Genomic DNA, 17,898 nt, shown 5'->3' on the forward strand with positions numbered 1-17,898 from the left:
AGGGCGCCCGTGCGGAGGGCGCCGGGGGCGGAGGCGGGGGCGCCGGGGGTGCGGCCGGGTCCGGCTCCGGGTTCCGGTCCGGGTCCGGGACCGGCCGCGGTCCCGGCTCCTTCGGCGGCGGCGGAACCCGCGGCCGCATGGGCGGCGGCGGCCGCTTCTGAACGCTCCGGGCGGGGCCCGGCACCACCGGGCCCGTCACCCCGCGCACCGCCCTCCCCACACCCGGCACACCATCCCCCACCAGGAGAGACCCACCATGAGCAAGCAGACCATCCTCGGCCGCGTCACCCAGCTCGCCAAGGCCAACATCAACGCGCTGCTGGACCAGGCGGAGGATCCGCAGAAGATGCTGGATCAGCTGATCCGCGACTACACGAACACCATCTCGGAGGCGGAGCAGGCCGTCGCGACGACGATCGGCAACCTGCGGATGCTGGAGGCGGACCACACGGAGGACGTGGGGGCGGCCTCCGAGTGGGGCGGCAAGGCCCTCGCGGCGAGCCGGAAGGCCGACGAGCTGCGCGCGTCGGGGGCGGCGGCGGACGCCGACAAGTTCGACAACCTCGCGAAGGTGGCACTGGGCCGCCAGCTCCAGTCGGAGAAGGAGGCGAAGACGGCGGAGCCGACGATCGCCGCCCAGACGGAGGTGGTCGACAAGCTCAAGTCGGGTCTCGGTTCCATGCGGAACAAGCTGACGGAGCTCCAGGCCAAGCGGGACGAGCTGGTGGCCCGGGCCAAGACCGCGCAGGCGCAGAACACGATGATGGACGCGGTGAAGAACATCGACGTCATGGACCCGACGAGCGACCTGAACCGCTTCGAGGAGAAGGTCCGCCGCGAGGAGGCCATGGCACTGGGCAAGCAGGAGCTGGCGGCGTCCTCGCTGGACGCGCAGTTCGAGTCCCTGGACGACCTCGGCAAGACCTCGGAGATCGAGGCCCGCCTCGCCGCGCTCAAGCAGAACCGCGCCGCCTGACCGCCGCCGGAACGGGCCCGCCCACCCGGGGACGGGCCCGCCCACCCCGGGACGGGCCCGCCCGCCGGGACGGGCCCCGCGCCGCGCCCTACCCCCCGTACATGCTCAGCAGCTGCTCCGCCGACAGTTCGGCGACCGCCTCGGCCACCGCGCCGGGGAGCGGCAGCTCGAACCAGACCGTCTTGCCCCGGTGCGTGCGCCGCGTGCCCCAGCCGGCCGACAGCAGGCCGACGAGCTGGAGGCCGCGGCCGCCCTCGTCCGTGTCGCGGGCCCGGCGCCGCCTGGGCTGCACCAGGTTCGCGTCCCAGACCTCGCAGACTAGGGTGCGGTCCAGCAGCAGCCGCAGCCGGATCTCCCCCTCGCCGTAGCGCAGGGCGTTCGTGACCAGCTCGCTGACCAGCAGTTCCGTGGTGTCCAGCAGCCCTTCCAGGCCCCACGCGGGCAGTTTGGCCCGGGCCAGTTCCCGCGCCCGGCCCACCGAGCGGGCCTCGCGCGGCAGCTGCCAGTCCCCGACCGCGTCCACCGGCAGGCCCTGGACGCGGGCCATGAGCAGCGCGATGTCGTCCTCCCCGTGGCGGGTGTCGAGGGTGTTCAGGACGTGGTCGCAGACGTCCTCCAGCGGGCGCACCGGGTCGGTCAGCGCCTCCCGCAGGCCGCGCAGTCCCTCCTCCAGCGGGTGGTCGCGGGATTCCACGAGCCCGTCGGTGTACAGGGCGAGCAGCGCCCCCTCGGGCAGTTCCACCTCCACCTCCTCGAAGGGCTCCCCGCCCACGCCCAGCGGCATGCCGGGCGGCACCTCCAGCAGGAGCGCGGGCCGCGGTACGCCGTCCTCGTCGGGCGGCTCCACCAGGACGGGCGGCATGTGGCCGGCGTTGGCGATGGTGCAGCGCCGGGTGACCGGGTCGTAGACCGCGTAGACGCAGGTGGCCAGGTACACCTCGGAGCGGTCCGCGTCCCGCGAGTGCAGGGCCGCCCGGGAGGCCTGCTGGGAGCCGCCGGGGGCGCCGAGCCCGCGGGCGACCTCGTCGAGCGCGGTGAGCACCTCCGCCGGTTCGAGGTCCAGCAGTGCCAGGGTCCGTACGGCGGTGCGCAGCTCGCCCATGGCGACGGCGGCCCGCAGTCCGCGGCCCATCACGTCGCCGACGACCAGGGCCGTGCGGTGGCCGGGCAGTTCGATGACGTCGAACCAGTCCCCGCCGACCTCGGTCGCCGCGTTTCCCGGCAGGTACCGGCAGGCGATGTCCAGGCCGGCCGCCTCCGGGTCGCCGGGCGGCAGCAGGCTGCGCTGCAGTATCAGAGCCCGCTCGTGTTCGCGCCGGTAGAGGCGGGCGTTGTCGATGCAGACGGCGGCGCGCGCGGCGAGCTCGACGGCGACGGCCCGGTCGCGTTCGCCGAAGGGCTCGCTGCCCTTCGTACGGGAGAACTGGGCGACGCCGACCACCGTGTCGTGGGCGACCATCGGCACGATCAGCGTCGACTGGACGAGGTCCTCCGGTCCGCCGCGCTCGATGAGCCGCGGCCGGGCCGTGCGCAGGGCGAGCGCGCCCGGCGAGCCGGCCGGGTAGCGGTGGATCTCCCCTACGGAGACCAGCGCGCCCGGCCCCGACAGCGGGGCGTCGGACACGGCCGAGGCGAAGGCCACCCGCCGCAGCGGCGCGGACGGCGCCCGGCCGGCGCCCTGGCCGGGCAGCGAGGGCACCCCGGGGCCCTGCGGCCGTGCGGGGCGGTCGTCGTCGCCGAGCAGCAGCCCCTGGTAGAGGTCGACGGCGGCCAGGTCGCAGAAGCCCGGGACGGTCACGTCCAGGAGCTCGCGGGCCGTGGTCTCCAGGTCGAGGGAGTTCCCGATCCGGTGGCCGGCCTCGTTGAGCAGGGCGAGGTTGCGCCGGACCCCGGCGGCCTCGCGGGCGGCGAGGTGGCGGCGGGTGACGTCGGTGCCGATGCCGGCGACGCCGATGGGCAGGCCCGTGCCGCCGTGCACCCGGTAGAGGTTGATGGACCAGTGGCGGTTGTCCCGGCTGCCGGGGGCGGCCCCGGTGATCCGGAGGTCGGTGACCGACTCCCCGCTGTCCAGGACGCGGCGCAGGGCGTCGGCCATCCGGTCGGCCTCGTGGGCCGGCAGGTAGTCGTGCACGGTCCGGCCCCGGTGTTCCTCGGCGGCACCTCCGAAGACCGTGGCGAAGCGGCGGTTGGCCCGCTGCACGGTGAGGTCCGTACCAAACAGCAGGAACCCGAAAGGAGATTGGCCGAATATCGCCTGCGAGGCCGCCAGATCGGATTCGATCCGGCGCAGCGCGCGCACGTCGACGACGACGCACAGCGCGGCGCGCTCGGCCGCTTCGGTCAGCGTGGGCATCACGTAGATCTCGGCCACGCCGTGCGCGCCGGACCCGCCCGGGACGCGGAAGGGGATCAGACCCGTCCACTCCTTGCCGTCGAGGATCTCGGCGACCCTTCGGTGCGCGCCCGCGCGCAGATCGGCCGGCATGAAGGCGTCGACCGGGTCCCGGCCCACGGCCTGGGACGCCGTCAGCCCGAACAGCTCCTCGGCGCGCAGGCTCCACTGGTCGATGAGGCCGTCGGGCCCGATCGAGAAGGAAGCGACCTTTATGTAGTCATATATCGAGCCAGGCGGACTGCTGTGCCACAGGGAGTCGTGCCATGTCTCCCCGGGCACGTCGGACTGATGTGCCTGCGCAGGTATCTCGCTCACGCGACCGTCCCCTCCAGCTCACCGCAACCGGACCGGCCTGACCGAAGTATTCAGCACCACGGCCCCTGACGGCACGGCGTTCACGATCACAAAAAGGTCCCGTTGCTTTTGAGCCACGTCGTGTGATCGTCGGTCACCCTTCACCTTGTTACTCACCAGGAAGAGCCAACTCGAACCACACGGTCTTGCCCGACTTCCCGTGACGGGTCCCCCAGCGCTGCGACGAGACCGCGACGAGGTGCAGTCCGCGACCCCCCTCGTCCTCCGGGCGCGCGACCCGCTCGCGGGGCGGATCCGGAAGCGGATCGGAAACTTCCACGAGCAGCGCGGGACCCCCCGGGGAGTCCTCGGCGGCCGGATTGCGCCGTACCAGGCGGACCCCGATGGGGCCCGACGCGTAGCGCAGGGAGTTGGTGACGAGCTCGCTGACCAGCAGGACGGTCACATCGCCGACGGAGTCCAGACCCCAGTCCCGCAGGGTGCCGCGCACGGCGTGGCGGGCGGTGCGGACGGCACCGGGCTCGGCGGGGAAGGCCCACTCGGCGCACTCACCGTCTGTGTCGATCACGCCGATCACTTCCCGGGCCAGCAGTGACCCCAGTCCGGTTCGTCGGGGACGAAAGAGGGACGAGATAGGGATTAATAGCGACATACCCGATATTTGGGGCGTCGTACCACTCGATCCCCCACCACCGGCGCACTGTGGCGCAGACGGCCTACAGCGTGCGCGTCACGCGCCCCCGCGGGCGCCCCCGGCGACACCCCCGCATGCGCCGCGGCCGCTGCCCGCACCCCTCCCCACGTCCCCGCTGTCGCCGCCGCTGCCGCTGTCGCCGCCACTGCCGCCGCCGGCGCCGGTGCCCTCGCGCAGCCTCCGTCCGGCCTCCGCGACCGCCGGGCGGTCCTGGTCGAGCCAGTCCACCGAGTGCAGCTCGTCCGGCGCCAGCCAGCGCAGCTCGTCGTGATCCTCCAGCGGGGCGGGCTCCCCGGAGACCAGCCGGGCGGTCCACACGTGCAGGACGAGGCCGGGCTTGAGCGGCCACTCCCCCGGGATGCGCTCCAGCGGCTCGGCCTCGACGCCGAGCTCCTCGCGCAGTTCGCGCACCAGCGCCTCGGGGACGGACTCACCCGGCTCGGCCTTCCCGCCCGGCAGCTCCCAGCGGCCGGCCAGCTCGGGCGGTGCGCTGCGGCGGGCGGCCAGCAGGCGGCCCTCATGACAAAGGGCTCCGCCCACGACCACGCGTACAGTCATGGGGCGGAGCCTATGCCAGCGTCGCGACAGCTGCGACGCCGCTCAGTTCATCGTGGCGGTCTGACCGATCCGCTCGACCCAGTAGAGCTGCTCGCGTCCTCGGTTGTCGAGGCTGTCGGCGACCTTCTGGGCCTCGGCCCGGGTGGGGTACCGGCCCACCCGGTAGCGGTTGCCGTTGTCGTCCTGACGTATGACCAGCCACGGGAGCAGGGCACCGCTGTCGTTCATCGCGTTTCACCCTCCGCCGTCGTACCTGCCCGGGAAACCGCATTGCGCATATGCCCGAGCCTACGCCCGACCCTTACTCAGCGGATACGGTTTTTCACGAAGAGGTACCTCCCAGGCGTACGCATCCGGCCATGCGTACGAGTGGGCCGTGCGCGCCGGTTCACAGGGGGCGCACGGACGGGACGGGAAGGATCACCGCACCGCCCGGCGGCGCCTTGCGGCAGGCGTCCCCGCAGGTCGCGTCGAGGGAGCAGCAGAGCGAGCAGACCGGTCCCGCGTGGACGGGGCAGTCGGCGATGTCGGGGAGTTCGTACGCCGTCTCGCAGACCGCACAGTCGTGCGTCGCGGTGATGTCGGCGCCGGCGGCGTTCACCGTGTTCGGCCGGGCCAGGTAGTACTTGCCCCTGGTCATCCACGCGATCAACGGGCACAGCAGCAGGGCGAGTCCGGCCGCGATGAAGGTCGAGAATGCCTCGGCGTAGGTGCCGAACAGTCCGAAGAAGGCGAGGATCGAGACGGTGGAGGCGATCACCATCGCGCCGAAACCCGCCGGGTTGACGGCGTACAGGTAGGCGCGCTTGAACTCGATGTGGGGCGGGCTGAGTCCGAGCCGTTTGTTGATCACGAGGTCGGCGGCGACCGCGGCGATCCAGGCGATGCCGACGTTGGAGTAGAAGCCCAGCAGCTTGCCGAGCATGGCGAACATATCGAGCTCCATCAGCGTCAGCGCGATGCCGAGGTTGAGGAAGATGTACCAGACCCGGCCCGGGTGGCGGTGGGTGATCCGGGAGAAGAAGTTCGACCAGGACAGCGAGCCGCTGTAGGCGTTGGTGACGTTGATCTTGATCTGCGAGACGATCACGAACAGCGCGGCGGCGGGCAGCGCGAGGCCGCCGAGCCAGGGCCGCAGGGCCTCGATCTGCGGGGCGATCGGCTCCAGGGCGTGGGTCTTGCCCACCGCCTCCAGGGCCACGAAGGCGAGGAAGGCACCGCCGAGCTGCTTCGCGGCCCCGATGATCACCCAGCCGGGGCCGGCGGCGAGCACGGCGAGGTTCCACTTGCGGCTGTTGGCGGGGGTCTTGGGGGGCATGAACCGCAGGTAGTCGGCCTGCTCGCCGATCTGCGCGATGAGCGAGAGGGCGATGCCGGTACCGAAGCCGAAGCCGATCCAGGAGAAGCCGGCGCCGGCGCCCTCGGTGCCGCCGAAGCCGGTGAAGGCGCCCCAGGCGTCGGGGGCCTCGAAGGCCAGCACCAGGAAGGGCAGCACCAGCCCGATCAGCCAGACGGGCTGGGTCCAGGCTTGCACCTTGGCGAGCGCGCCCATGCCGCGGAAGACGATGGGGATCACGATGAGGGTGGTGACGAGGTAGCCGATCTCGACCGGCAGCCCGAAGGCCTGGTGCATGGCCTGGGCCATGATCGAGCCTTCGAGGGCGAAGAAGATGAAGGTGAAGGAGGCGTAGATGAGGGAGGTCAGCGTCGACCCGAAGTACCCGAATCCGGCGCCCCGTGTCACCAGGTCCATGTCCAGGCCGTACGTCGCGCACGCGCGGGCGATCGGGATGCCCGTCAGGAAGATGACCACGGCGGCGGCCAGGATCGCGGCGGCGCCGCTGGTGAACCCGTAGGCGAAGACGACGGAGGCGCCGATGGCGAAGTCGGCGAGGTAGGCGATCCCGCCGAGGGCGGTGCCGGCGACGGTGCCGGGGCCCCAGCGGCGGAACGAGTGGGGCGCGTACCGGAGCGCGTAGTCCTCGCGGCTCTCGTCGGCGGCGAGCTTCGCGTACCGGCGGGGCTCCGCCGCGGGCGCGGGGGCAGGGGTGGCGGTGTCGGTCATACCGCCGGAAGGTAGGCCCGCGCTGTGACGGCCCGTCACCCTGCGGCATTGCCCGCCGGTTACGCCGTCGCCCGCCGCGTCACCACGGCGTTACGCCCCCCGCACCCCCGTCCGCTCACCGGCACGGGGCCAGGGGCGCGGGCGGGCGCGCGGGGCCGGCGCCCGCGCGCCGGCTCACCACACCTCACCTCACCGGCAGGTGGTACGCCAGGCGGTAGCGGTCCGCCGGGACCACCACGTCGGCCGTCTCCACGGCGCGGCCGGACGCGAAGTACGTACGCCCGATGACCAGCACCACGTGCCCCGGTACCCCGCCCAGCTGGAGCAGTTCCTCCGCGAGGCCGGGCCGCGCGCCGACCTCCTCCACCACGTTGTCCACGACGACGTCGATCGCGGCCATCCGGTCGACCACGCCGGAGCCGCCCAGCGGGCCTTCCTCCGGCAGCATCACGGGAGTCCGGCCGGTCACGGCGAGCGGCTCCCAGGACGTCGACAGCATCATCGCCTCCCCCGCGTCGCGGTAGACGTACCGGGTCCGCATCACCCGCTCGCCCGGCTCGATGCCGAGCCGTTCCGCGATCTCCGCCGGGGCGGCCTCCTGTTCGCTGCGCGACTCCCAGGTGCCGCGCGCGCCCGACTCCGCCTGCTCCTGCCGGAACGGCGTCGAGGTGCCGCCCGGGCGGTAGCCGGAGCGCGCGACCCGCCGCGGCACCGGCTGCTCCCGTACGTACGTACCCGACCCGGACCGGCCCTCCACGAGACCCTCCGCCATCAGGACCTTGCGGGCCTCCAGCGCCACGGTGTCGGAGACCCCGTACTCCTCGCGGATGCGGGCCTGCGAAGGGAGCCGGGCGTGCGGGGGCAGGGAACCGTCGACGATCTTCCGTCGGAGATCCCCGGCCACGCGCAGATAGGCCGGCTGCTCACCGAAAGTCACTGGCCACTCCCATCAGGTTGACAGACAGCTACAGCCTGGCAACCTACGGTTGTCCATCGCAAGCAAGGGCCAAAGTTTCACCCGAAGTGATGAAGCCAGGTCACTCAAACCCGTTACCGCGCGTTACGCCGACGACGTCAGGCCGATTCCGTCGAGGGCCGGTCGCCGGAGCCGCCCGGGCCCTCCCCTCCGGGTCCCGCGGGGTTCTCCTCCAGCCAGTCCGGCACCGTCGTCGACAGCCCGTAGGCCCCGCGCAGCGCCTTCTCGCCCGTCACGGACATCGCGTCGGCGGCCCGCTCCCACAGCCGGTCGAACTCCGCCGCCGTCCGCGCCTGCGAGGCCCGCTGCCAGCCCGCACGGGCGGCCTCGGCCTCCTTCAGCCGGGCCCGCGCCGCCTCGCCGATCCCCGGCCGGGTCGCGTGCCGCCGCAGCACCGCGGCCTCGTCCCCCAGCGCGGAGTACACCTCGCGCGCCCACGCCTGGTGCTCCTGGAGCGCGTCCGCCACCTCCTCCTCGGGGGCCCGGCCGAAGGCGAGGTCGAGGGCGTTGGCCGCCGTCAGGTACTCGGCCTGCTCGGAGGTCAGCATCTCGCGGTCCTTGCGCACGCTGCCGCGGTGCTCCCGCGTCGTCGTGCCGATCACACAGAGCAGTTGGCGGTCGCCCTCGTCCCAGGACCGGGACGAGGGCGAGAAGTAGTACATCTCCGCGTACGGGGGAAGCGCCCAGGTGTCCATCGCGTACACGTCCTGGGCCTTCCAGCACTCCTTCTGGGCCAGGCTGTCCGCCTCGTGGGAACCGGCCCGTTCGGACCGGGGCAGGTCGAGCGGGCCGGACGAGGTGACCTCGGCGTGGTGCGGCTCCGCGCAGTCCACCGCGTACATCAGCGCCCGGCGGCCCGTCAGGTCCCCGCCCGGGACGTTGAAGCACTCCCCGGCGGACAGGTCCTCCATGTCCGTCAGCTCGCCCCGCGCCCCGCGCGCCACCGGGCCGGCGTCCAGCCGGTCGCCGACCGCCCCCACGAGCGGGCCCGCGGCGAGCGCGAACACCACGGTCATCGCCGCGGAGACGGCGAGGCCGGTGACGGCCAGCGCCTTGCCCCGCTCGCGCCCGCGCGCGATCTGTACGAGGGCCACCACCCCGAAGACGATGCCGAGCGGCGGGAAGCAGAGCAGCCCGACGAGGAGCGAGGCGAGCGCGAACCCGTTGAGCGCCGGCTGCCCCGGCCCGTGGCCCGGCGGCGGCCCCCACACGTGCGGCGGCGACGGCGGAACCCAGGAACGGCCCGGTCCGGAGGGCGGGGGCGGGGGAATGCTCACGGGCGGGGAACTCCATCACGGCAGACTGCGGTCGCGCGACGACGCGAACGAATGCGCGAATGGTACGCAGCAGGGGCGACCGGCCCCCCGGTCGCCCCTGCCTGTTCATCGCGGCTCAGTCACCGCTGTCCCCGGCGTTCCTCAGAACTGGAGCGCCCAGGAGTCGATCTTGCCGATGTCGGCGTTCGCGAGGTCCGCGACCCGGAGCTTCCAGACGCCGTTGGCGACCTCGGAGGAGGCGTTCACGGTGAAGGTCTGGATGATGTTGTCCGCGCTGCCGCCGGTGCGGTTGCGCAGGTTGTAGACGGTGCCGTCCGGGGCGACGAGGTCGACCCTCAGGTCACCGACGTAGGTGTGCTTGATGTCGACCGGAACGCTCAGCGTGGCCGGGGCGTTGCCGGAGATCCCGCTGACGGTGACCGGCGACTCGACGGTGGCGTTGTCGGCGATCGCGTAGTCGTTCAGGTTCTCGAAGCGCGTGCCCGGTCCGGGCGGGGTGGTGCCGGCCCCGATGTAGAGCAGGCGGTTCGGGGAGCCGGTGCCGGGGCTGGTCACCACGTTCGGGGTGGCGGCGGCGACGAGGCCCGCGGAGATCTGGGCGGGGGTGCTGCCCGGGTTCAGCGAGAGGTAGAGGGCGGCCGCGCCCGCGACGTGCGGCGAGGCCATCGAGGTACCGGAGATGGTGTTGGTGGCGGTGTCGCCCGTGCCCCACGTGGAGGTGATCGAGGAGCCCGGCGCGAAGATGTCCAGGATGGAGCCGTAGTTGGAGTAGCCGGCCTTCGCGTCGGTGTTGGTGGTGGCGCCGACCGTGATGGCCTCGGCGACGCGCGCCGGGGACTTGGTGGAGGCGTCGGCCGTCTCGTTGCCCGCCGCGACGGCGTAGGTGATGCCGGAGGCTATGGAGTTGCGGACGGCGGTGTCGAGCGCGGAGTCCGCGCCGCCGCCGAGCGACATGTTGGCCACGGCCGGCTTGACGGCGTTCGCGGTCACCCAGTCGATGCCGGCGACGACCTGGGCGGTCGTGCCGGAGCCCTGGTTGTTGAGCACGCGGACACCGACGATCCTGGCCTTCTTGGCCACGCCGTACGCGCCGCCGCCGACGGTGCCGGCGACGTGCGTGCCGTGGCCGTGGCCGTCCTGGGCGGTGTTGTCGTTGTCGATGGCGTCGTAGCCGTAGGTGGCGCGGCCGCCGAAGTCCTGGTGGGTGATCCGGACGCCGGTGTCGATGATGTACGCGGTGACGCCCTCCCCGGCCTTGTCGGGGTAGGTGTAGCTCTGGTTCAGCGGGAGGGCCCGCTGGTCGATGCGGTCCAGGCCCCATGACGGCGGGTTGGGCTGGGTGGCGTCGACGGTGAAGGTCCGGTTCTGCACGACGGACTTCACCGCGGGGTCGGCGGCGAGTTTTCTGGCCTGCGCCTCGGAGACCTCGACGGAGTAGCCGTTGAGGGCGGCGCTGTAGGTCCGGTCGATCTTCGCGCCGTACCGCTTCGCGACGGCCTTGCCGCTGTCGGCGGTGGAGCGGGCCGCGGAGTCCTTCAGGGTCACGATGTAGCTGCCGGGGACGGACCCGGCGGCTCCGGCGTTCTCGATGACGCCCTGTGCGCCGCTGTCGGCCGCCGAGGCGGGGAGGGCGGCGGCCGCGCCGAGCGCGAGGGCCGCGACGGCTATCGCGCTGATGCCGGTGAGCTTCCGGCGGGTGTGACGCATCACGGACATGTGAGGGGTCCTCCTCATAGGTGGTGCGCTGCGGGGGGTGGGGCGGTGCCGTACGGGTGGGGCCCGAGCACAGGTTTAGTCATGTTCACGACAATGCATTCGGCCCAACGGAGCGCCGCCCCCGAAAGGTTGACCCACCGTCAGCGCTTCCCACAAGAGGACAACGGACGCGTAACATCCGTGCCATACGACGGCCATGATTGAGCAAAGGCTCCCCGCACATGACGCACGCACTCCCCGGCTATCTCTGTGCCGAGGACGGCACCCGCGCCGACGTCCGCACCGCCCCCTGGTGCTGTCCGGTCTGCTCGGGCCCGTGGGACCTCGATTTCACGCCGGATCCGGCCGCCGTGCTCGATCCGGCCTCCGGCCCCAACTCGCTGTGGCGGTACGCGCCGGCGCTGCCGCTGCCGGGGGCGTTCTCCGTGTCCCTGGCGGAGGGCCACACTCCGCTGGTGCCGCTGGCCGAGCGGATTCACGCCAAGCTCGACTTCCTGATGCCGACGCTGTCGTTCAAGGACCGGGGCGCGGTGATGCTCGCCGAGGTGGCCCGGCGGCTGGCTCCGGAGCGGGTCGTGGCGGACAGCAGCGGCAACGCGGGGACCTCGGTGGCGGCCTATTGCGCGCGGGCCGGACTCGATTGTGAAGTTTTCGTGCCTGAGGGCACCTCGGAGAAGAAGACCGGTCAGATGCGGGCGCACGGCGCGGTGGTACGGGTGGTCCCCGGCGGCCGCGAGGCCGCCGCGGCCGCGGCCCGGGAGGCCGCCGACGGGCCGGGGGTCTTCTACGCGAGCCACGTCTTCAACCCGTACTTCCTGCACGGCACGAAGACGTACGTCTACGAGGTGTGGGAGGAACTCGGCGGCCGGCTGCCGCAGGTCCTGGTCGTCCCGGTGGGCAACGGCACCCTGCTGCTCGGCGCCGCGCTCGCGGTGGCGGAGCTGTCCCGGCGCGGGGTCCGCCCGCCGGCGCTGATCGCCGTCCAGGCGGAGGCGGTGGCCCCGCTGGCCGCGGCCTTCGCGGCCGGGGCCGAGGACGCCGGCCCGGTGCCCCAGCGGCCCACCCTGGCCGAGGGCATCGCGATCCCGGCGCCGCCCCGGGCCCGCCAGATCCTGGCCGCCGTACGCGCCTCCGGCGGCACCTTCCTGACCGTCCCGGAGGACCGGCTGCGGGACGCCCAGCGGGACCTGGCCCGCCGCGGCCTCTTCGTGGAGCCGACGGCGGCGGCCTGCTGGGCGGCCGTGGGCCCGTCGGCCCCCGGCGACCCCCTGCGGGGCCGCACGGCGGTCATCCCGCTGTGCGGCGCGGGCGCGAAGACGGGCCTGGCCGCGTAACGCGGGCGGCCCACGGGGGGCGGCTCTGCGGGGCCGTCCGGCCCGGGGCTCGGGTGCGCCGCGCTGCCCCGCGCTGCCCCGCGCTGCCCTACGCCGCCCCGCGGCGCCCCGCCGAGCCGGAGGCAGACGTCGGAAAATCGCGAGCTCCCGCCCGGCCCGTCTGGTGGACTGCCCCCATGACCACGAACACGGCCCTCGCCGCCCGGGCCACCGCCTTCGCGCGCCTGCACACCTCCGCCGCGCCCCTCGCCCTCGCCAACGCCTGGGACGTCGCCAGTGCCCGTCTCGTCGAGGCCGCCGGAGCGCCCGCCGTCGCCACCACGAGCGCCGGGGTCGCCTGGTCCCTCGGCTCCCCCGACGGCGACGCGCTGTCCCGCGACCGCGCCCTCGACCTGATCGCCCGCGTGGCCGCCGCCGTCGCCGTGCCCGTCACCGCCGACATCGAGGGCGGCTTCGGCGCCGACGCCGCCGCCGTCGGCGAGACCGTCGCCGGGGTCCTGGCCGCCGGTGCGGTCGGCGTCAACATCGAGGACGGCAACCGCTCCCCCGCCGAGCACGCCGAGCGGCTGGCCGCCGCCCGCGCCGCCGCCGACGCCGCCGGGGTCCCGCTGTTCGTCAACGCCCGCATCGACACGTTCCTGTTCGGCCTCGGCGACCCCGCCACCCGCCTCGACGCGACCCTGGACCGCGCCGCCGCCTACCTCCGGGCCGGCGCCTGCGGCATCTTCGTACCGGGCGTGAGCGACCCGGCCACGGTCGCCGAGCTGGCCCGGGGCATCGACGCCCCGCTCAACGTGCTCGTCGGCCCGGACGCCCCTTCCGTGGCCGCCCTCGGCGCCCTCGGCGTCTCCCGCGTCAGCCTCGGCTCCTGGGTGGCCGAGGCCGCGTACGCCGTCGTCCGCCGAGCCGCCGAGGAACTGGTCTCCGGCGGCACCTACGGCTCGCTCGGGCACTCCCTCCCGTACGGCGAGCTGAACGGGCTGCTCAAGGGCTGAGAAACCCGGAAGTCCGCCCCGGCCCACACCCCTAGGATCTGGTCATGCCCACAACATCACCGCCGCGGAACGCGCCCACGGGCGCCCCGCGGCGGCAGACCACCGGTGCCGTCTGGACCGCGTTGACCCTCGTCTACGTCCTGTGGGGCTCGACCTACCTCGGCATCCGGATCGTCGTCGGGACGATGCCCCCGTTCCTCTCCGCCGGGACCCGCTTCGTCACGGCCGCGCTGCTGCTGGCCGCCCTCGTCGCCTGGCGGTACGGACCGGCCGCGCTCAAGGTCACCCGCGCCCAGCTCGGCTCGGCCGTCGTCGTCGGGCTGCTGCTGGTCCTCGGCGGCAACGGCCTCGTCGTCCTCGCCGAGACCGACGTGCCCTCCGGACTCGCCGCGCTGCTGGTGGCGGCGGTACCGATGTGGCTGGTGGTGCTGCGGGCGGCCAGCGGGGACCGGCCGCCGCGGCGCACCCTGGCCGGGGTGCTGCTCGGCTTCGCCGGGCTGACCGTACTGACGGCTCCGGGATTCACCGGCGAGGTGCGGCTGACGGGGGTCCTGCTGGTGCTGGCCGCCTCGGTGCTGTGGTCACTGGGCTCGTTCTCCGCGTCGAAGCTGAGCCTGCCGGGCAACCCCTTCACGGGCAGCGCGTACCAGATGGCCGCGGGCGGGGTCGGCGGGGTGATCGTCGGCCTGCTGCGCGGCGAACACCGCGGCCTGGACCCGGCCGCCTTCTCGACGGCCTCCTGGCTGGCTCTCGGCTACCTGGTCCTGTTCGGCTCGCTCATCGCCTTCACGGCGTACGCGTGGCTGCTCCAGGCGGCGCCGCTGTCGCTCGTCGGCACGTACGCGTACGTCAACCCGGTGGTGGCCGTGGCCCTCGGCGCGCTCATCCTCGACGAGGCCCTGACCTGGCCGATCCTGCTCGGCGGCGCGATCGTCGTCGCGGCGGTGGGCGTGATCGTCAGCACGGAACGCCGCAGGTAGCCGCGGTACGGGGGCGGCGTACCGGGGCGGCGTACGGGAGCGTACGGCCGTGCCCGGACCCGCCACCGCTCAGCCCCGCGCGGCCCGCTCGTACAGGGCCTTGGCGTGCTCGTCGAAGACCGCGGCCGTGGAGTCCACGTCCGTGTCCCCGCCGCTCAGCACGCCGATCAGCCGCCCCGGCCGCCCCGGGCCGCCCCGGTCGGCGATCCACGGGCTGCCGCTGGTGCCCGTCCAGAACCCGGCGCAGCTGATGTACAGCATGTCCGGGTCCTCCTCGTCGTGGCGGGTCTGGGTGGTGCAGGAGACCGGCTTGTTCTGCGGGTTGTGCTCCGACTCCGGATAGCCGACGACGGTCACGTCCCGGTCGTACCCGGAAGTCCAGTCGGGGACCGGGGCCTCGCCGCGCCCGCCCACCGCCTCCTGGACGCTGCGCCCGTCCTCGTCCGGGGCGATGGTGAGGAAGGCGAAGTCTGCGGTGTCCTCGCCCCACTTCGTCCAGCGCTCGTCCACGTGGATCGAGCGGACCTTCCAGACGCCGAGCGGCTGGGTGCCGGAGCCCTCCCCGGAGAAGGCGGGGGCGAAGGCGAGCTCACCGATGGCCAGGCCGTCGTGGGCTACCTCGCCCGGCTCCCCGTCCTCGCCCGCCGGGGCCACGCAGTGGGCGGCGGTGGCGACGACGTTGCCCTCGGGGCTGTCGACGACGCTCGCCGTGCACCAGTGCTCCCCGTTGGCCATGAGCACGCCGACGGTGGGGAAGGGGTGCACCGGCCGGTCTCCCGGCGCCTCGACGAAGGCGACGGCGAACACCGCCACGATCCCCGCGGCCGCGGCGGCCGAGGCCCCCTTCACCACCGTGCTCATCGCACGGCGGGGTCGGGTGTCGGCGCCGCCATCACCTTGCTGATCCACGCCAGGGAGCCCTCCCTCATGCCGCGTACGTACGACTTTCCGTTGTGCTCACCATCCTGGATCACCTGGAGCCGGGTGTGCACGGGGCCCTTGCCGTACTCCTTCATGAACTTCTCGGCCTTGTCGCGGCCGGTCTCGGCGGTGCCGATCTGGAAGTTCACATACACGTCCGGGCCGCCCGCCTGGAGCAGCTTCGCGGCCAGCTTCTCCGGGTTGTTCTCGTCCATGGCCCGCGTGTTGCCCTTCCACAGCGGGGAGTCGGGGACGATGTCGACCCCGCTGGCGATGGCCGCCTTGAAGCGGTCGGGGTGCTTCAGGACGTGCTTGAGGGCGCCGAAACCGCCCGAGGAGGAGCCCATGAAGGCCCACCCGTCGCGGGAGGTGAAGGTGCGGAAATTGGCCTTCGCGAAATCCGGGACGTCATCGGCCATCCAGGTGCCCATCCTGGGCTCTCCGGGGATGTCCGAGCCGTCGAAGTGGTGCTTGGTGTCGGCGTTGATCACCGGCATCACGAGGACGAAGGGCAGGCTGGTGCCGGCCGCCACCCCGTCGCTCACGGCCTTCTGCAGGCCGAGGCCGGGACCCGTGCCCCAGTAGTTCGTGGGGTAGCCGCGGCCGCCGGGCAGGGAGATCAGGACCGGGAAGGCGCTCTTGGCGTACCTCGGGTCGTCGTACTCCTTCGGCACCCACACCCACACGTCGCCCGTGAAGCCCGACTTCGCGCCGGTGAGGGTGGTCATGCCGATCTGGGTGCCGTCCGGCAGCCGGCTGGTGCGGGTGAACCCGGCCGGCGGCCCGGTCGGCATCCGTACGCCGGGCCGGACGCCGGGGTCTTCGACGGCGTCCGCGGCGGTGGACGCCGCGGCCGTCTTCTCGTGGACCTTCCCGAAGGAGACCGGCTCCCCCACGTCCGAGAAGAGGCCGTACTTGTACGCCGCCGCACCGCCGACGGCGAGGGTGAGCGCGAGCCCACCGCTGATCAGGAGCAAGCGCGGGCGCTTGGGGCGGCGGCTTCCCCCGGTCGTGGGGCCGCCGTCGCCTTGCTGGTCATGCTGCACGGATGTGTCCCGTTCCTTCTCCGGCGCCCGGTCAGAGCGCGGGTCGGACCGTTCGGTCCCCCTTACACCCTTTACAGAGGTATGAACGACGGGATGGGTTGCCTGGGACGGGCACGACGTGGCGAGCGCCACGGACCGGGCCGGGGGACGGGCCCGGGGGGCGTCAGCAGGCGGGGGCGGGGGCGTCAGCCGGCGGGGGCGGGCTGGGGGGCCTTGAGCACCTTGCTGATCCACTCCAGGGAGCCCTCCTTCATGCCCCGGACGTAGTGCCAGCCGTTGTGCTCGCCGTTCTGGATGTCGCGGATGGTCGTCTTGACCGGCCCCTTGCCGTACTTCTGCTGGAAGGCGAGCATCTTGTCCTTCCCGCTCTCCTTGGTGCCGACCTGGAAGTTGATGTGGACCTCGGGCCCCTTGCCGTCGATCAGCTTCTGGGCGAGCTTCTCGGGGTTGTTCGCGTCCATCTCCGCCTGGTGGCCCTTCCAGAGCGGGGAGTCGGGGACGATCTCGCCGCCGCTGGCGATGACGGCCTTGAACTTGTCCGGGTGCTGGAGGACCGTCTTCATGCCGACGAAGGCACCGGAGGAGGAGCCCATGTAGGCCCAGCCGTCGCGGGACTTGTAGGTACGGAAGTTGGCCTTGGCGAAGTCCGGGACGTCCTCGGCGATCCAGGTGCCCATCTTGGGCTGGCCGGGGATGTCGGCGCCGTCGTAGTAGTACTTATTGTCCGGATTGAGCACCGGCATGATCACGACGAACGGCAGGCTGGTACCGGCCTTGACGCCGTCGCTGATGGCCTTCTGGAGGCCGAGGCTGCGGTCGGACCAGTAGTTGGCCGGGAAGCCGTTGCCGCCGGGGAGCGCGATGAGCACCGGGAAGCCGCTCTTGGCGTACTTCGGGTCGTCGTACTCCTTGGGCGCCCACACCCACACGTCCCCCTCGAAGCCGGACTTCGCGCCCGTGACCCGGGTCTTGGCGATGATCGTGCCGTCGTCCAGCTTGGCGGTCTGCTTGAAGTCGGACTTCGGCCCGGAGGGCATGAGCACGTCCGGGTCACCGGACGGCTTGGCGGGCGTGGGTGCCGGCGCCCCGGATGCCTTCTTCTCCTGGGCGGGGGCCGGGGTGTTCTTGCCGAAGCTCACCGCCTCGCCGTTGCCGGAGAACCATTCGAGCTTCCAGGCGGCGAAGCCGCCACCGCCGAGCAGCAGCGCGAGGGCGACCACCGCGCTGATCCATATCGCGCGCCGGGAGCGCTTGGGCGCCGGCGGGACCGGGGGCTCCGGGGCCGGCCCGGGGGCCGGGTGGCCGGGGTACTCGGGGTACGCGGGGCGGCCGGGGAACCCGGAGTACTCGGGGCGGTCGGGGAACTCGGGGTACGCCGGGCGGTCGGGGAACTCGGGGTACGCCGGGCGGTCGGGCCGGTCCCGCTGGTCCTGGTACCCGTGCCCGCCGCGGGCCGGTTGGTCCTCGTACGAAGGACGGCCGTCCGGCCGCGGGCGCTGCGGGTACTCGTGCACGAACTTCGCTCCGAACGGTCATGTCTGCCCGAGGGCAGGAACGGCTGGGGATCCCTTGGTACTGATGCGCGGATCCCCCGCGGAGTTCCAAATCCGAGCAAAAACATGACGCGGATCTCAACGGTCCGTCAGCCTC

General features: G+C 73.0%; 14 protein-coding genes and 1 pseudogene. 4 read left to right on the plus strand and 11 right to left on the minus strand.

Annotated elements, in window-relative coordinates:
• Window positions 1-256: 256 nt before the first annotated feature.
• On the plus strand, window positions 257-976 hold the full coding sequence (locus tag ABT106_RS18960) for a PspA/IM30 family protein (RefSeq protein WP_351278546.1): 720 nt from the start codon (window positions 257-259) through the stop codon (window positions 974-976).
• 88 nt (window positions 977-1,064) lie between these two features.
• Here ABT106_RS18960 and ABT106_RS18965 read toward each other — a convergent pair whose 3' ends face one another.
• From ABT106_RS18965 to ABT106_RS19000, 8 genes and pseudogenes are all read right to left on the minus strand, one after another.
• Window positions 1,065-3,686 (minus strand): SpoIIE family protein phosphatase, encoded by a 2,622-nt coding sequence (locus tag ABT106_RS18965; RefSeq protein WP_502979422.1) that lies wholly within the window; start codon window positions 3,684-3,686, stop codon window positions 1,065-1,067.
• 148 nt (window positions 3,687-3,834) lie between these two features.
• Complete coding sequence (locus ABT106_RS18970; RefSeq protein ID WP_351278549.1) at window positions 3,835-4,263, minus strand: ATP-binding protein; 429 nt, start codon at window positions 4,261-4,263, stop codon at window positions 3,835-3,837.
• Window positions 4,264-4,545: 282 nt separating this feature from the next.
• Window positions 4,546-4,938, minus strand: a pseudogene (locus tag ABT106_RS18975) ((deoxy)nucleoside triphosphate pyrophosphohydrolase); the annotation flags it as partial.
• A 42-nt stretch (window positions 4,939-4,980) separates the two neighbouring features.
• A complete protein-coding gene (locus ABT106_RS18980) occupies window positions 4,981-5,166 on the minus strand; it encodes an SPOR domain-containing protein (protein ID WP_351278551.1) in 186 nt (61 codons plus the stop codon).
• Window positions 5,167-5,326: 160 nt separating this feature from the next.
• Window positions 5,327-7,003: a purine-cytosine permease family protein gene (locus tag ABT106_RS18985; protein ID WP_351278554.1), complete on the minus strand. Its 1,677-nt coding sequence runs from the start codon at window positions 7,001-7,003 to the stop codon at window positions 5,327-5,329.
• A 184-nt stretch (window positions 7,004-7,187) separates the two neighbouring features.
• Window positions 7,188-7,940 carry a GntR family transcriptional regulator gene (locus ABT106_RS18990; protein ID WP_351278556.1) on the minus strand — a complete coding sequence of 251 codons (753 nt, stop codon included), beginning with the start codon at window positions 7,938-7,940 and terminating at the stop codon, window positions 7,188-7,190.
• A 137-nt stretch (window positions 7,941-8,077) separates the two neighbouring features.
• Window positions 8,078-9,256, minus strand: coding sequence for a DUF4190 domain-containing protein (locus ABT106_RS18995; RefSeq protein WP_351278559.1), 1,179 nt, complete (start codon window positions 9,254-9,256; stop codon window positions 8,078-8,080).
• Window positions 9,257-9,397: 141 nt separating this feature from the next.
• A complete protein-coding gene (locus ABT106_RS19000; protein WP_351278561.1) occupies window positions 9,398-10,972 on the minus strand; it encodes a S8 family peptidase in 1,575 nt (524 codons plus the stop codon).
• A gap of 221 nt (window positions 10,973-11,193) precedes the next feature.
• Here ABT106_RS19000 and ABT106_RS19005 point away from each other — a divergent pair, with 221 nt between their 5' ends.
• The 3 genes from ABT106_RS19005 (at window position 11,194) to ABT106_RS19015 (ending at window position 14,281) form a co-directional block, all read left to right on the plus strand.
• Window positions 11,194-12,306: a pyridoxal-phosphate dependent enzyme gene (locus ABT106_RS19005; protein ID WP_351278563.1), complete on the plus strand. Its 1,113-nt coding sequence runs from the start codon at window positions 11,194-11,196 to the stop codon at window positions 12,304-12,306.
• 176 nt (window positions 12,307-12,482) lie between these two features.
• Window positions 12,483-13,301: an isocitrate lyase/PEP mutase family protein gene (locus tag ABT106_RS19010; RefSeq protein ID WP_351278566.1), complete on the plus strand. Its 819-nt coding sequence runs from the start codon at window positions 12,483-12,485 to the stop codon at window positions 13,299-13,301.
• A gap of 44 nt (window positions 13,302-13,345) precedes the next feature.
• Entirely contained in the window at window positions 13,346-14,281 is a 936-nt protein-coding gene (locus tag ABT106_RS19015) for an EamA family transporter (RefSeq protein WP_351278568.1), read from the plus strand.
• Between the two features lie 69 nt (window positions 14,282-14,350).
• Here the strand turns inward: ABT106_RS19015 and ABT106_RS19020 are convergent, their stop codons facing one another.
• The 3 genes from ABT106_RS19020 to ABT106_RS19030 form a co-directional block, all read right to left on the minus strand.
• Window positions 14,351-15,142, minus strand: a complete 792-nt coding sequence (locus ABT106_RS19020) for a trypsin-like serine peptidase (protein WP_351278571.1) — start codon at window positions 15,140-15,142, stop codon at window positions 14,351-14,353.
• Entirely contained in the window at window positions 15,139-16,248 is a 1,110-nt protein-coding gene (locus ABT106_RS19025; RefSeq protein WP_351278574.1) for an alpha/beta hydrolase, read from the minus strand. The genes ABT106_RS19020 and ABT106_RS19025 overlap by 4 nt, the downstream gene beginning before the upstream one ends.
• A gap of 185 nt (window positions 16,249-16,433) precedes the next feature.
• Window positions 16,434-17,762: an alpha/beta hydrolase gene (locus tag ABT106_RS19030; RefSeq protein ID WP_351278576.1), complete on the minus strand. Its 1,329-nt coding sequence runs from the start codon at window positions 17,760-17,762 to the stop codon at window positions 16,434-16,436.
• Window positions 17,763-17,898 lie beyond the last annotated feature (136 nt).

The sequence above is a fragment of the Streptomyces sp. NPDC002044 genome, from assembly GCF_040296725.1.
Classification (GTDB): domain Bacteria; phylum Actinomycetota; class Actinomycetes; order Streptomycetales; family Streptomycetaceae; genus Streptomyces; species Streptomyces antarcticus.